The 13,549-nt window shown below is 67.7% G+C and carries 13 protein-coding genes and 1 tRNA gene; 4 read left to right on the forward strand and 10 right to left on the reverse strand.

Annotation, left to right across the window (positions count from 1 at the left end; translation table 11 throughout):
• Nucleotides 1-76: 76 nt before the first annotated feature.
• A tRNA-Thr gene (locus BMI86_RS02425) sits at nucleotides 77-152 on the reverse strand.
• A gap of 48 nt (nucleotides 153-200) precedes the next feature.
• Nucleotides 201-1,778 carry an iron ABC transporter permease gene (locus BMI86_RS02430; RefSeq protein ID WP_078540409.1) on the reverse strand — a complete coding sequence of 526 codons (1,578 nt, stop codon included), beginning with the start codon at nucleotides 1,776-1,778 and terminating at the stop codon, nucleotides 201-203.
• A 263-nt stretch (nucleotides 1,779-2,041) separates the two neighbouring features.
• On the opposite strand from BMI86_RS02430, the gene BMI86_RS02435 reads away from it, so the two are divergent.
• Complete coding sequence (locus BMI86_RS02435; RefSeq protein WP_078539602.1) at nucleotides 2,042-2,917, forward strand: hypothetical protein; 876 nt, start codon at nucleotides 2,042-2,044, stop codon at nucleotides 2,915-2,917.
• 48 nt (nucleotides 2,918-2,965) lie between these two features.
• On the opposite strand, the gene BMI86_RS02440 is transcribed toward BMI86_RS02435, so the two are convergent.
• Entirely contained in the window at nucleotides 2,966-3,217 is a 252-nt protein-coding gene (locus BMI86_RS02440; RefSeq protein ID WP_078539603.1) for a DUF2312 domain-containing protein, read from the reverse strand.
• A 206-nt stretch (nucleotides 3,218-3,423) separates the two neighbouring features.
• Here BMI86_RS02440 and BMI86_RS02445 point away from each other — a divergent pair, with 206 nt between their 5' ends.
• Nucleotides 3,424-3,639: a hypothetical protein gene (locus BMI86_RS02445; protein WP_075774390.1), complete on the forward strand. Its 216-nt coding sequence runs from the start codon at nucleotides 3,424-3,426 to the stop codon at nucleotides 3,637-3,639.
• Between the two features lie 29 nt (nucleotides 3,640-3,668).
• Here the strand turns inward: BMI86_RS02445 and BMI86_RS02450 are convergent, their stop codons facing one another.
• Together BMI86_RS02450 and BMI86_RS02455 are read right to left on the reverse strand one after the other, a co-directional pair.
• On the reverse strand, nucleotides 3,669-5,690 hold the full coding sequence (locus BMI86_RS02450; protein ID WP_078539604.1) for an enoyl-CoA hydratase-related protein: 2,022 nt from the start codon (nucleotides 5,688-5,690) through the stop codon (nucleotides 3,669-3,671).
• A 130-nt stretch (nucleotides 5,691-5,820) separates the two neighbouring features.
• Nucleotides 5,821-6,159, reverse strand: coding sequence for a TraR/DksA family transcriptional regulator (locus BMI86_RS02455; protein WP_078539605.1), 339 nt, complete (start codon nucleotides 6,157-6,159; stop codon nucleotides 5,821-5,823).
• Between the two features lie 194 nt (nucleotides 6,160-6,353).
• On the opposite strand from BMI86_RS02455, the gene BMI86_RS02460 reads away from it, so the two are divergent.
• Both BMI86_RS02460 and BMI86_RS02465 read left to right on the forward strand, forming a co-directional pair.
• Entirely contained in the window at nucleotides 6,354-6,779 is a 426-nt protein-coding gene (locus BMI86_RS02460) for a YeeE/YedE thiosulfate transporter family protein (RefSeq protein ID WP_078519514.1), read from the forward strand.
• Nucleotides 6,779-7,279, forward strand: coding sequence for a DUF6691 family protein (locus BMI86_RS02465; protein WP_078539606.1), 501 nt, complete (start codon nucleotides 6,779-6,781; stop codon nucleotides 7,277-7,279). Before BMI86_RS02460 ends, BMI86_RS02465 begins: the two co-directional genes overlap by 1 nt.
• A 45-nt stretch (nucleotides 7,280-7,324) precedes the next feature.
• Here the strand turns inward: BMI86_RS02465 and BMI86_RS02470 are convergent, their stop codons facing one another.
• The 5 genes from BMI86_RS02470 to BMI86_RS02490 form a co-directional block, all read right to left on the reverse strand.
• On the reverse strand, nucleotides 7,325-8,557 hold the full coding sequence (locus BMI86_RS02470; RefSeq protein ID WP_078539607.1) for a FliM/FliN family flagellar motor C-terminal domain-containing protein: 1,233 nt from the start codon (nucleotides 8,555-8,557) through the stop codon (nucleotides 7,325-7,327).
• 81 nt (nucleotides 8,558-8,638) lie between these two features.
• On the reverse strand, nucleotides 8,639-11,365 hold the full coding sequence (locus BMI86_RS02475; RefSeq protein ID WP_078539608.1) for an ATP-binding protein: 2,727 nt from the start codon (nucleotides 11,363-11,365) through the stop codon (nucleotides 8,639-8,641).
• A 1-nt stretch (nucleotide 11,366) separates the two neighbouring features.
• A complete protein-coding gene (locus tag BMI86_RS02480; RefSeq protein WP_246831612.1) occupies nucleotides 11,367-11,705 on the reverse strand; it encodes a hypothetical protein in 339 nt (112 codons plus the stop codon).
• Nucleotides 11,705-12,100, reverse strand: coding sequence for a response regulator (locus BMI86_RS02485; RefSeq protein WP_078539609.1), 396 nt, complete (start codon nucleotides 12,098-12,100; stop codon nucleotides 11,705-11,707). The genes BMI86_RS02480 and BMI86_RS02485 overlap by 1 nt, the downstream gene beginning before the upstream one ends.
• A 51-nt stretch (nucleotides 12,101-12,151) precedes the next feature.
• The gene (locus BMI86_RS02490) at nucleotides 12,152-13,510 is read right to left on the reverse strand and encodes a helix-turn-helix transcriptional regulator (RefSeq protein ID WP_078539610.1); all 1,359 of its coding nucleotides are present in this window, start codon (nucleotides 13,508-13,510) and stop codon (nucleotides 12,152-12,154) included.
• Nucleotides 13,511-13,549 lie beyond the last annotated feature (39 nt).

Consider the following 13,549-nt stretch of genomic DNA (forward strand, 5'->3'; position numbering starts at 1 on the left):
GCCCCGGAAGAGCTCCGGAAATCTGAGCGGTGCCGTCCATCGCGCCCTCCAATGCACGCCCATAGGCGCGGTGAGGTGGTGCCGGCGGAGGGACTCGAACCCCCGACCCCCTGATTACAAATCAGACGCTCTACCAACTGAGCTACGCCGGCGTGACGGGCCCGCAATAGCGCGGCTTGGAAATTCGCGCAAGACGCCGCTCAGCGTGCGCGGGCAAGATCGGCGCGCGCCTGATCCGCGCGGGCGAGGATCGCGACCGCGACCAGCCCCACCGCGCAGACCAGAAGTGCGGCGGGCGAGGCATCGCCGAGGTTCTCGAGGCTCGCCTTTTCCTGCGTGCGCGTGGCGAGTGTCTCGAAATTGAACGGGCGCAGCAGCAGTGTCGCGGGCAGCTCCTTCACGCAATCGACGAAAACCAGAAGCAGTGCCGAGCCGACCGAGCCGCGCATCAGCGGCAGGTAGAGGCTGCGCAGAACGCCCCCCGGCGTGCGCCCCAGCGAGCGCGCGGCCATCGGCAGCGAGGGCGGCACGCGCCCGAAGGCGGCGTCGCTTGCGCCTTGGGCGATGGCGAAGAATCGCACCACATAGGCGAGGATGATCGCGAAGGCCGAGCCCGTCAGCAGCAGACCGGGATCGTGGCCGGTGATTGCCAGCACGGTGTCGGCCAGCATGTGATCGAGACCGGCGAGCGGGATCAGGATGCCGACCGCCAGCACCGCACCCGGCGCGGCATAGCCCAGCGTCGTCAGCGGCAGCACCGCGCGCGGCAGGCGCTGCCCCGACAGGCGTACCCCGTAGACCATGAACAGCGCGAGCGTCACCGTGATCACGGCGGCCGCGCCCCCGGTCATGATGGTGTGCCATAGCGCAAGCCCGAGGCCCCGGCCGAACCACGCCTCGGGATTGGCGAGCGCATGACTGCCCATCACCGCGACCGGCAGCACGAAGCCCAAAGCCACCGGGAGAACGCAGGCCAGCGTCGCCACCCAGCCAGCCGCGCCCTTAAGGCGCTGCGGCTGAACGGGGCGCGCCTGACGCGCGCTTTGGTAATAGTGGACGCGGCGGCGCGAGAGCTTCTCGAGCATAAGGAGCGCGAGGACGATCCCGAGGATCACCAGCGCGAGCTGCGCCGCCCCGCCCGCATTGCCACCCGAAAGCCATGTCGAGAAAATGCCCGTCGTCAGGGTCTGCACGCCGAAATGATCGACGACACCGAAATCCGCAACCGTCTCCATCATCGCGATCGCGGCCCCTGCGGCGATGGCAGGGCGCGCGAGCGGCAGGCCCACGCGCCAGACCATCCCCCACGGCCCGGTGCCGAGGGCGCGGGCGACCTCGTAGCTGGCGCCGGATTGCTCGCGCAAGGCCGCGCGGGTGATCAGGTAGATATAGGGGTAGAGCGCGGCCGAGAGCACGACGACCGCCGCCTCGCGCGAGCGGATCTCGGGGAACCAGTAGTCACGCGCCGAGGCCCAGCCGAAGGCACCGCGCATCGCGGTCTGCACCGGGCCGGAATAGTCGAGGAAATCGGTGAGGGCGTAGGCGCCGACATAAGCCGGGATCGCGAGCGGCAAAAGCAGCAGCCATTGCAATATGCGATGCCCCGGGAAGCGATACATCACCACGAGCCACGCAGCCCCCGCCCCGATGGCCGAGGCCAGAAGCCCCACGCCGCCCGTCAGCACTGCCGTATTGATCAGGTAGCGCGGCAGCACCGTCGAGATCAGATGCGGCCAGATATTGTCGCGCGGATCGAGCGCCATCCACCCGACAGCCATGATCGGCGCCAGTACCAGCACCGCGATCACCACGGCCCCGAGCGACCAGAGCCCACCCCCTGCACGCAAGCGCCCGCGCAAGGCAGGCGCAGGGGGGACCGAGAGGGATTGGGCAGATTTGGGCACGGGTTTTCCCGATCAGTTTTGTCGGAATTGTCTCGCCCCTCCTACCCCGAAACACATTTGCCTGTCCAGAAGGGAGCGGCTAGAGTGAGCGGCAACAATAAGGGCTTGACCCGGCAGACGATATTGAGGCGCGCAGAATGAAAGTCGTTTTCCATCTCGGAGCGCATTCGACCGATGAAGATCGCATCGTGGGCGCGCTTTCGAGCAATGACCGGCTCCTCGAGTCTCACCGCATCGCCGTGCCCGCGCCCCGCAGCTACCGGATGGTGCTGCGCGACGCGCTGGTCTCGCTGAAAGGCGGCCCTGCCCCGCAAGATGTGCAGGACGCGATCATCGAGGCGAGCACCGAGGCTCCAGTGCTGGATCGGCTAGTGTTCAGCCACGCGTTTTTCCTGTGCATCCCCGAGCGGGTGATCACCAAGCGCGGCTTCTACGCGATGGCACCGGGCAAGCTCGCGCCGCTGGCGAACCTCTTTCCCGATGCGGAGACCGAGTTTCATCTCGCGCTGATCAACCCCGCGAGCCTGATCCCGCAACTGGTCGCGCGGCTGCCCAAGCGCAGTTACGAGCAGATCATGGAAGGCCACGACCCGCGCGAGCTGCGCTGGGAGCCGCTGATCCGCCAGATGGTGGAAGCCGCGGGCGGGCGGCGTTTCGTGATCTGGTGCAACGAGGATTTGCCGCTGATCTGGCCCGAAGTGCTGCGTTCGGTCGGCGGATTGCCCGAGGATCAGGCGCTCAAGGGCGACATGATGGTGCTGCGTCAGATCATGCCCGAGGAGGGGATCGAACGGCTGCGCAGCTATTTCGACGCGAACCCGCCGAAATCGGTGCTGCACCGGCGCAAGATCGTGGCGGCCTTCCTCGACAAATACGCCCAGCCCGAGGCGCTCGAGATCGAGGCACCGCTGCCGGGCTGGACCGATGAACTGGTCGACGAGATCACCGCGCAATACGATGCCGACGTCGCCGCGATCGCGCGGATGCCCGGTGTGGAATTCATCGCCCCCTGAGCAAAGGGCGCGGTTCGCGCCGGATCACCGTCCGGCGCGCAATAGCGCTCAGCCCATCCCCAGCGCGGATTTGTAGAGGTCGAGAATCGCCTCTTCCTCGGCCACGTCATCCTTGTCGCGTTTGCGCAGGGCGACGATCTTCTTCAGCACCTTGGTGTCATAGCCGCGGGCTTTGGCCTCGGACATGATGTCCTTCTGCTGCTCGGCGATGTCTTTCTTCTCGGCTTCGAGGCTCTCGAACTGCTCGACAAACTGGCGCAGCTCATCGGCGGTGACATTGTAGGCGGCATCGTTGGGCATGGGCCTCTCCTGCTTGCGAACGGGGGTCGGCGCTCTGACTAGCCCGAGCGTCTGCGCGCATCAAGAGGCGGCGCGCGCGGATCGGCGAGTTATGGGAGGACGCCCGCCCCTCCCGCTTCTTCCCGCAAGATCGCGGGTGCCCGCGTTTTTCTTGCCATACCCCCCGCGACGGGCTAGGCAGGCGCGCGCAACTTTCGGAGGCCGCAATGGAAAATCTGATCTGGGCAGGGGCCGTCGTCTCGGTGATCGGGCTGTTCGGCATCCTGTATTGCATCGTCAAAGTGGCCAGCGCCAAACGCGCCGGCCTGCCCGATGAAGAGCTGCGCGCACGGCTGCAAAAGATCATCGCGATCAATATGGGCGCGCTGTTCGTGTCGGTGATCGGGCTGATGATGGTGGTGCTGGGCATCTTCCTCGGCTGAGGCGGCCCTGCCCCTTCAGGCACGCCCCCTCACGCGTCGTCGAGATCGGCGAAGCATTTGCCGTTGCGGATCAGCACATCCCATAGCGTGACCGGCTCGGGCGCACCCTCTTCGGCCAATTCGCGCAGCAGCTTGCGCGTCCCGAGAAGGCCCGCGCGGTCGGCGGCGAACATCACGCCGCCCATCTGCGGTGCAAAGCCCAGCACATGGCGCGCCGCGACGTCGATATCCCCCGCCCGATGCGCCTGCGCGTGCTGCAAGAGCCCCGCGCCGCAATTGGCAAGCTCGGCCAGAATCCGGGCGCGGATGCGCGCATTGGACAGACGGCGCGGCATGATCCCGGCCTCATCGCGCAAAGCCGTGAGCGCCTCGGCCTGATCGGGGACCGGGCGCGGCGTGCCCTCGGACCAATCGTAAAAGCCCTGTCGCCGCGCGCCGGTCGCAGCGGCATCGAGCGCGAGCAGGCTGAGAAGCGGGCCGAACGGGCGATGCAGCCGCACGAAATCCTCCAGCACGGCGTCGACGCCCAACCGGTCGGCCAGTTCCAGCGGTGGGCGCGTGCCGCCTGCCTCGCGGATCGCCGCATCGACCTGCGCGACCGAGGCCCCGGCCAGCACCGAACGCTCTGCCGCGGCGATATAGGCGACGCGGAGATGATCGGCGATGCCGCCCGCGCCGGGACCGCCGCGCAGAACCTGCGCCCCGCCCTGCCGCAGGAGCCCCGCCATCGCGTAGAGATCGGCAGGCAGCGCGCCCTCGGGCGGCACGAGTTCACACAGATCGCCGGTGCAGCGCAGCCCGAAGTCCTTCGCGCCGTCAGCCAGATCCTCGGCGTTGCGCGCGCTCAGCGGCGCGGCTGGGAAATTCCCTTTGCCCGAGGCGATCAGCGCATCCGAGCCTGACAGCCCCTCGCGGGTCATCGCCGCACCGAGCCGCGCCCAATCGGCCTCGCGAATGTCGGGCGACAGGGCGCCGGATTGCACCGCGATCTCCTGTTTGCGCGCGATATCGGCAAAAGCCGTCTCGATCGCGGCGGGATCGCTAGCGCCGAAGACGACCTCGTGCCCGGCGGCCAGCAGCCCCCCAGCCATCGCGGCGGGCTGATCCCAAAGGCCGATGCGCAGCGGCGCGGGCGCGGTAGGCGTGCCCTCGCCGGGCAGATGGGCGGCGCGACGCGTGACCCGCGCGGAATGGCGCAATGCCCGCGACAGCGGCGCCTCGAGCAGTTCCTGCAAGGCCACCGCCTCGACATCGAGCGCCTCGTCGAGCGGCAGCAACAGCGCGCCTTCGACCACTTCGAACAGGCGCGCGCCGACCGGCGCAAGCGCGCCCTTTCCCAGCTGTGCCCGCAGCGGCGCGAGATCGTTGAGATAGGTTGCGGGATCGTCGAGCGCGGTATCGGTGCGCGGTACACCCTCGGCGATCAGCATATCGAGAGCGGCGGCAATCTGGCTGCGATCGGTCGCGCCCAGCACAAGATCGCATTGGCCCTGCGCCCGGGCGGGCTCGGCCTCGACCTCCTCACCGGCGGCCACGATCGCAAGCGCCCGCGCACCGCCGATCCGCCGCGCGAGCCGCACGAGGCCGCCTGCACCGACGAAGCCGCTAAGCGCGAATTCCGGTGCCGCGAAACAGGTATCGGGATCGGCGATGCGCAGATCGGCGGCCTGCGCCAGCGCCATCGAGCCGCCCGCGATCCGCCCGGAGAGCCGCGCAAGCACCGGCAGATCGAGAGCCCCGAGTCGTCGGCAAAGCTCCGACAGGCTCGGCACCTCTTCGCCCTTCGCCGGGCGCGGCATGATCGCGTCGAAATCGTCCAGCGGGTCGGGTGCGCAGGGCCAGCCCGAAGCCCCGCCCTGCAGGACCAGACCGCGCAGACTCTTGTCGCCTTCGACCCGGTCGAGCACGCCGCCGATCGCGCGGCGCATCTGGGCCGTGATACCGGCCCGCGCGCCCTGATCGTCAAGCGCCGCGAGCGTCAGCCAAGCAAGCCCGTCCTGTGTGCGAAATTTCACCCGGTTCGCCATCGTCCCCCACTTGTGGCGGGGCATTCCGTGCGATCCACCGCCGCGCGAAGTTTAAAGCGAAGCAGGTTCAAAACAAAAGGGAAATCGCGCATCCCCGGGGGAGGCGCGCAGGGCAATTGACTGCCCCTGCCCCTTTGAAACGATAGGCTCAGGGTTACTGGCGGGTCGCCTTCGCGCCCGGTGCGTGTGCCCGGCAAAACGGCGTTGCGGGCAGCAGATCGAGCCGCGCCTCGTCGATGCGCTCGCCGCAGGTGACGCAATAGCCGTATTCGCCCGCCTCGATCCGGGCCAGGGCGGCGTCGATCGCGCGGATCTCGGACTGCGCCGACTGGCCGAGGTCTTCGAGAACCTCGTCGCTCTCATGCTCGATCGCGGCGTCGTCCCAATCTTTTTCTTCGTGGCTCTCAAGCTCGGATTCGACCTGCGCCATCCGTTCCGAGAGTTGCGCCCGGCGGGTTTCGAGTTCGCTCTTGCGCGTTTCAATCGACTTCATCCTGTCCTCCTTGATCGATACAACCACCTAAACAGGCAAGCATTTATCCGCCTTGACGCAAATCAACCGGTCGCACTCACGCACATATGCAGATATCAAATTGCTTGCACCGTCACGGGCGTGAGGTCTAGCATTACAACTCTGACGGGTCCGGGAGAGCCCGTTCGATCCGCAATTGAGCACAGGGAGAGCTCATGCATCAAGATTGGATTTGGGGCCTCGTGGGAGGCCTGATGATTGGCGCGGGCGCGGGCCTGTTTCTGCTGGTCAATGGCCGGATCATGGGCGCAAGCGGCATTATCGGCGGGCTGGTCGACGGCTCGGGCCGCGAGACCGTGTCCGAGCGCGTGGCCTTCCTCGGCGGGCTGATCGCGGTGCCACCGCTTCTCGTGCCGCTTTACACAACAGTCGACACCCATATGACCAGTTCCGTCTGGGTGATCGTAGCCGCAGGCCTGATGGTGGGCCTGGGCACGCGGATCGCGAATGGCTGCACCTCGGGCCACGGCGTCTGCGGCATCTCGCGATTTTCGCTGCGCGGGATCGTCGCCACCGCCTTCTACCTGCTCGGCGGTGCGCTGGTCCTCGTGATCTTCCGGCATTTTCTGGGAGTGATCTGATGCGCAATTTCTTCGCATTCCTCTCGGGAGGGCTGTTCGGCGCGGGGCTTCTCGTGGCGGGCATGGTCGACACGAAAAAGGTGCAGGGCTGGCTCGACGTGTTCGGCGATTGGGACCCGACGCTGGCCTTCGTGATGGGCGGCGCGGTGAGCGTGATGTTCTTCGTCTGGATCTTCGCGAAACGCCGCGAAACCTCGATGCTGGGCTCGCCGATGCCGGGGCCGTTTCCGCGGCTCGTGGACCGCAATCTCGTGCTCGGCTCGCTCCTGTTCGGCGCGGGTTGGGGCCTTGCGGGGCTGTGCCCCGGCCCCGCGATGGGCTCGCTGTCCTTCAATGGCTGGGAAGGCTGGCTGTTCCTGATCGCGATGGGGGTCGGGATGGCGCTCGCACCGCGGGCAAAGGCGTGGCTGAGCCTGTTGGATCGCAGCACGCTGGAAGTGCCGCCCTGCGAGAACGGGACCAAAGAGACGCCCGCAACCTCGGCGACGCGCGGCGCATAACCCGCCGCCGCAACCTGCATTCGCGCCCCCATGGCGGGGGTGCGATCACATGCCCGATTGGATCTTGAGCGGCGGCAGCGCGTCGTCTTCCGTCGAGGAGAGCGCATCAAGATCGAGTGGCTCGCCAAAATCCATGTCGGGCTCAAGCCCGTCCAACCCGCGCGGCTCGGGCGCGTGGGCGGCATCGAGGCCATCCCCCGGATCATAGGCCGGATCGAGCGGGTCGCCGAGGCCGGACAGGCCCGGCACCTCGTCGGGCGTCGGGCCCTGCGCATAGGGCGACGCCCCGGCATCGAAACTGTCCGCCCCACGGCCAGCACCATTCGCCGCCTCGTCTTCCTCGCACAGGCGCAGCGCGCGTAGCCCGTGGCTTTGGCCCAAACGCGCGAGCGAGAGTTTGCGCCGTCCCTGCGCCTCCAGTGTGATCTTCTCCAACGCGTCTTCCGGAATCGGGATCTCTGTGCCGGGGCGCAGTGTCAGCACGGTAGACAGCGGCAGCGTAACGCGGTGCAGGACCGCTTCGAGCTGCGCGGAGGCCGCCAGAATGGAGCGTTCGAACGTGTCGGACCAGTCGCGCGCGGGATCTTCGGGCGTAAAGTTTTCCGCCTTGGGCCCCGAACCGCCCTCCGGATTTTCGCCCGCCGTCGGGGCCGCGCGGCGCATCGCCCCGCCCCGCCCTTCGCGCGGAACCGCCCAAAGGAAGCCGCCGCTGCGTTCGCCCCCAGTGCCGAAGCCAAGCTGCGCCGTCCAGACGCGGTAGCTGACATCTTCCAGCAGTAGACCCAGCGGCCGGGGATCGTCGAGATGCGAAGCGAAGCGGAAGCCTCCGGCCCAAGAAATCGCCGGGTCGCTGATCAAACCCTCCTCGATCTCGGCCAGCACCGCATCGACGAAATCGGCGGCGATGGCGGAATCGATCCGGGTGGGTTTGCGGGGGGCAGGCATGGTCTTGCCGAACCGTCCCATCGTCTGCATCTCGATCAGCGTGGCCAAGGTGGCGGGCGGCAATGCGAGGACGCCAAGCGCCTCCCCCGGCCCTTCGATCACCGCAAGCAGCGACAGATCTTCAAGCATTTCGGGCAGATCGGCGAGAGACCGCGTCGCCTCCTCGATCGAGGCGACCTGCAGCGGCAGTTCGAGCATATCCTGCGCGACCTTCGACAGCGCGAGCGTAATCGCGCGTGCAGGCGTGATCGGGGCCGCGCCCGCACCCGCCTTCGCCGCCTCGGTCTTACGCCGCAGCACCGATGTCTCGCGCTCGTGAACCATGGTCTCCATCCACCCGCCTTCGGGGTCTCATCGCCCAGCTTTGGCAGATCGAGGTTTACAAAACGTTGAAAATGCCTCGCGTTTCGCGGCTTAGCGCGAAAGGGCCGCGCTCTCGGGCGGCTGATCGGAGGGCGCGCGCTGATCGCTGCGTCTCAGCGGCAGGGTGATGCGGAACGCGGCCCCGCCCTGCCCCGGCACGTAGTCGATCGTACCGCCGAGATTGGTCATGATTTCGCGGCAGATCGCGAGGCCGAGGCCCGCACTGCCGGCGCGGCTTTGATCGGTCAAACGGGCGAATTTCTCGAAGATCAGCTTCTGGCTCTTCTTCGGAATGCCCGCGCCGTTGTCGATGAAGTCGATCTGCACGCGCTTTCCGCGGCGCTTCACCTCGATCCGCAGCACCGCCTTCTCGGCATCGCAATATTTCCGCGCGTTCGAGATCAGGTTGATCATCACCTGCACCAGCCGATCGGCATCGGTGAAGATCGGCATATGCTCGGTCGGGAAATCGCGTTCGATGCGGAAGGCGCGCTCGGGCTGAGTCGAGGAGGCCGATTGCACCGCGCGGTTGATCAGGTCGTGCAGATTGGCGACCGAGACATTGAGCTGTGCGCGGCGGTTCTCCAGCACGGAAAGGTCGAGCAGATCGTCGAGCAGACGCGTCAGGCGGCGCGCTTCCTCATGGATGATTTCGGCATATTGCGCGCGCATCGAGTCCGGCAGATCGGGCTCCATCAGGATTTCCGAGAAGGCGCGGATCGAGGTCATGGGCGTGCGCAGCTCGTGGCTGATCTGGCTGAGGAAGCTGTCCTTCTGCACCGACAGATCCTGCAGCTTGTCATTGGCCTCGCGCAGCGCCCGCGCCACCCGCGCGAGCTCCTCGGATTTCGCCTCGAGGCGCGCGGTGTATTCCTTGGCCTCCGCCGTCTCGCCCGCCACGGCGATCAGGTCCTGCATCGACACCGAGGTGCCCCCGGTGAGCTGCGCGATCATCGCATGCGCCGTCGAGGCCCCGACCGAGCCCGCCAGCTTGCGCTCCAGCCGCGCGAGGAAATCGGGCGTGGTGTCGGGGAGGAACCCGGCCTTGCCCTGCCCCGCCGCCTGCGCCTGAAAGAAATGTTGCGCAGGCTCGGCGCCCAGAATCCGCTGCGACATCGACAGCAGGTCCTCGGCCTCGGCGCCGCCTTGCACCCAAGAGCGCGCGGCGGGACTTTGATCGTAGATATTGACGAAGGCCACGCCCTGCAGCCGCTCCATCGGGCCGGGAAAGGACAGCATCGAGAAGACCAGAAAGGCCAGCGTGTTGAACAGCAGCGACCAGAACAGCGCATGCAGCAGCGGGTCGAGCCCCGCGATCCCGAACAGCGCGTGCGGGCGCAGCCATTCGAACCCGAACAGCCCGTGATCCAGAACGATCTGCGGTATCAGCCCGGCATCGCCCACCGAGGGTAGGAACAGCGTATAGGCCCAAAGCGCGAAGCCGATCACCAGCCCCGCCGCCGCGCCCACATGGGTCGCGCCGCGCCAGAAAATGCCGCCGATCAGCGCGGGCAGCACCTGCGCCGCGCCCACGAAGGCGATCAGACCGATCGCCGCCAGCGCCTCGGAGCCGCCCGACATCCGGTAATAGGCATAGCCCATCGCCAGCACCGCGATGATCGAGACCCGGCGCGAGGCCAGAACCAGCCCGCGCACATCGCCCTGCGCGCGCGGGCCCTGTCGGCGCAGCGCCAGCCAGAGCGGCGTCACGATATGGTTCGACACCATCGTGGCCAGTGCGATGGCGGCGACGATCACCATCGACGTGGCCGAGGAAAACCCGCCCAAGAAGGCCAGCAGCGCCAGCTTCCCCTGCCCCTCGGACAGCGGCAGCGTGAGCACGAACAGATCGGGGTTCGCGCCCTCGGGCATCCGCTCCAGCCCCATCACCGCAATCGGCACGACGAAGAGGCTCATCAGCATCAGATAGGCCGGGAAAGCCCAGCTTGCGGTCGCGAGGTGCCGCTCGTCGACATTCTCCACGACGAGCACCTGAAACATCCGCGGCAAGGTCAGGATCGCGGCCGCCGAGACGAAGGTCAGCCCCGCGAAACGTCCAGGATTGAGATCCCATTCCGCGATCTTCGAGGCGTCGATCCGCGAGAGCATATCCATCGGCCCGCCGCCCAGCCCCCATACGACGAAGACGCCCACCGCAACCAGCGCGACCAGTTTCACCACGGCCTCCAACGCAATCGCGGTGACGACCCCGTGGTGCCGCTCGTTCGCATCGAGGTTTCGGGTGCCGAAGAGGATGGTGAAAATCGCAAGCCCGCCCGCGATCCACAGCGCCGTCGCCCCTTGGTCGGGCAGCGCCCAGCCCTCGGGCGTGCCCGCGGCGAAGACGCCGAAGCTTAGCGTCACAGATTGCAGTTGCAGCGCGATGTAGGGCGTGGCGGCGGCGACCGACATCAGCGTGACGATGACGCCCAGCGTGTTCGACTTGCCGTAGCGGCTGGAAATCAGATCCGCGATCGAGGTTACCCGATGGGTGCGCCCGATCCGCACCAGCTTGCGCAGCACCCACCACCAGCCGACGAAGACCAGCGTCGGGCCAAGGTAGATCGTCAGGAATTCCAGCCCCGAGCGCGCCGCGTAGCCGACCGCGCCGTAGAAGGTCCAGGCGGTGCAGTAGATCGACAGCGAGAGCGTGTAGATCACCGGCGAGCGCAGGAAGCGCAGGCGGCGGCGCTGCGCGCGGCGTTCGGCCACGAACGCCACCGAGAAGAGCACGATCACATAGGTCAGGCAGACCGCGACGAGATTGTTGAAGGGCATCTCAGCCCTCCGGCGGCGGCGCGTCCGACGCGCGGCTGGCGGTTGCGGCGGCGGTTGGGCCCTCGGCCTCGCCATTGCCTTCGGGCACGTCCTCTGCGTTGAGCACCGGGCCAAGCCCGCGGGAAATGGCGAAAGCCGCGACGATCAGTACGATCCAGACCGCGAAAAGGTAGAGCCCGCCACGCCCGGTGTCGGGCACAGGGGTCTGCGCCGGGTGCCACAGACCCGGCATCATGATCAGCACCAGCCCGACAATCGGCAAAAGCCGCGCCGCATCCATCAGGCGGCGGCGGCGATAGGAACGGCGGGCAAGAAAGAGCGGCTGGCCCGTCTGCGGCATCAGGCGGGCTCCCGGCGCGCTGCGCCCCCGCCAGTGATCGCTTCGAGCTGGTCGAGCACATCGCCATTGGCAAATGGCTTGGCGAGGAAGGCCGTCGCACCGGCGCGGGTCGCGGCATCGCGGTCGCGCCCCTGCCCGCGCGCGCTGAGCATCAGAACGGGCAAATCGCGCAGCGCGGCATCCGCGCGCATATCGGCAAGGATTTCGAGACCGGAGCGCCCCGGCAGCATCAGATCGAGGATGATTGCATCGGGCGGATCGCCGATGATGCGCGCCATTGCGCGCGCGCCGTCTTCGAGCACCGACACCGTCCAGCCCGCACGCGTCAGGATGAACCGGATCGCTTCCGCGATATGCGGCTCATCCTCGATCAACAGCACCTGTCTTTGCGCCATAGCCATCCCCCTCACTCGACTATCGCCACCGTGTCGCGCCCTGTCAAACCCTCACGCCCTCCCCGCCGACGCATCCGCGACGATCGAGGGCTCGCGCCGCCCCGGACACTCGCCACGCGGGCAGATCCGGCACGACGCACCGATCGGACGCGCTGGCGCATCAGCGCTCTGTGCGGGCGCCGGCAGGATCAGCATGGTGGCCCGCATCAGCACCGGACCGTCGAACCCCGTCGGACGCGGCTCGGAGACGGCATAGGTCAGGAAGCGTTGCGGCAAGCGCCCCGCCATATCGACCAGCGCCCGGATCGGCTGCATCGGCCGTGCAAGCGCCTCATAAAGCGGCCAGAGCGGACAGGCCGCGGCGAAGCGCGGCAGCAGAAACCCGGGGGCTGCGCGGCGGAAGGTCAGCGTGCCCGAGCCGTCGCAGATCACCAATCCCGGCTGCCCCAAGCCCGGCGCGCCCTCTGGCAACGCCGCGAGCCGCCGCAACACCTGCGCGAGCGGCACGGCAAAGCGTGCCGCCAGCGCACCCGGATCGGGGCCGAGCTCGGCCAGCGCCGCCAGCACCGGATCGAGTGGCAAGGCGCGCGCATCCTCCGCCTGCCGCTGCAAATGGCCGCGCGCCAGTTCCCGGGCCGCCGAGGACGCCAATTCCGGCGCGCCCGCGATCAGTGCTTCCGGATCGTTGCCCGCCTCCTCCAGTTCCGGGACATGCCAGCCGCGCGCCTCGAGCCACGCCTCGAGCTGTTCTTGCGGCGAGGACAGGCCGGTCTCGGCGGTTTCCATCTCGTCGAGATAGCCGACCAGCGCCTCCGCCGTTCCCGACAGGCGCAGGCTTTCCTCCTGGATCGTGTTGAGAAACCGCGCACGCCATTCCGGCTCGATATCCTCGGTCTCAACAAGGATCGCGGCGGTGGAGCGCAGCGATGTCACCGCCGAGAGCACCTCATGCAGCGAGGTCAGCAGGAATGGGTCCTGCGCCATGCGCTCGGCATAGGTCTCGACCACGCGCTCCAACTCGGCCAGCCGCGCCTGACGGTTCACCAAAAGCGCGGCCCAAGCGGGAAAGCGACCGACGAATTCCTCGATCCGGTCGAGATCGGGCGCGGCTTGGCTGGTACCGCCTGCGCCATTGCCGCTGCCTGTCTCCGCCAGTTCCAGCGACGCGACCGCTTCGCGCAGCCCGGCGAACAGCGCCCCTTCCGCCCCCTCGCCCAGCGTGACCGGATCGACGCCCATCGCACCCGCGATCCGCTCGATCAACGCATCGCTGACCCGGCGGCGGTTGTGTTCGATCAGGTTGAGATAGGCTGCCGAAATCCCGGAGGCCCGCGCCAGTTCAGCCTGCTTCAAGCCAAGCGCATTGCGCCGCTCGCGGATGCGGGTGCCGGTCAGCGGGGAACGGGCCATGTAAACTCCTCCTGCACCCGTTTTTACAAACAAGTGCAG

The sequence above is a fragment of the Thioclava sp. DLFJ5-1 genome (assembly GCF_002020115.1).
GTDB lineage: Bacteria > Pseudomonadota > Alphaproteobacteria > Rhodobacterales > Rhodobacteraceae > Thioclava > Thioclava sediminum.

Excerpts from the sequence above, each read along its gene's own strand:
- BMI86_RS02460 (WP_078519514.1), top strand. The coding sequence starts at position 6,354 with ATGCATCAAGATTGGATTTGGGGCCTCGTGGGAGGCCTGATGATTGGC.
- BMI86_RS02470 (WP_078539607.1), bottom strand. The coding sequence starts at position 8,557 with ATGGAGACCATGGTTCACGAGCGCGAGACATCGGTGCTGCGGCGTAAG.
- BMI86_RS02475 (WP_078539608.1), bottom strand. The coding sequence starts at position 11,365 with ATGCCCTTCAACAATCTCGTCGCGGTCTGCCTGACCTATGTGATCGTG.
- BMI86_RS02440 (WP_078539603.1), bottom strand. The coding sequence starts at position 3,217 with ATGCCCAACGATGCCGCCTACAATGTCACCGCCGATGAGCTGCGCCAG.
- BMI86_RS02490 (WP_078539610.1), bottom strand. The coding sequence starts at position 13,510 with ATGGCCCGTTCCCCGCTGACCGGCACCCGCATCCGCGAGCGGCGCAAT.
- BMI86_RS02450 (WP_078539604.1), bottom strand. The coding sequence starts at position 5,690 with ATGCCCCGCCACAAGTGGGGGACGATGGCGAACCGGGTGAAATTTCGC.
- BMI86_RS02430 (WP_078540409.1), bottom strand. The coding sequence starts at position 1,778 with ATGGCTGTCGGGTGGATGGCGCTCGATCCGCGCGACAATATCTGGCCG.
- BMI86_RS02465 (WP_078539606.1), top strand. The coding sequence starts at position 6,779 with ATGCGCAATTTCTTCGCATTCCTCTCGGGAGGGCTGTTCGGCGCGGGG.
- BMI86_RS02455 (WP_078539605.1), bottom strand. The coding sequence starts at position 6,159 with ATGAAGTCGATTGAAACGCGCAAGAGCGAACTCGAAACCCGCCGGGCG.
- BMI86_RS02480 (WP_246831612.1), bottom strand. The coding sequence starts at position 11,705 with ATGCCGCAGACGGGCCAGCCGCTCTTTCTTGCCCGCCGTTCCTATCGC.
- BMI86_RS02485 (WP_078539609.1), bottom strand. The coding sequence starts at position 12,100 with ATGGCGCAAAGACAGGTGCTGTTGATCGAGGATGAGCCGCATATCGCG.
- BMI86_RS02435 (WP_078539602.1), top strand. The coding sequence starts at position 2,042 with ATGAAAGTCGTTTTCCATCTCGGAGCGCATTCGACCGATGAAGATCGC.
- BMI86_RS02445 (WP_075774390.1), top strand. The coding sequence starts at position 3,424 with ATGGAAAATCTGATCTGGGCAGGGGCCGTCGTCTCGGTGATCGGGCTG.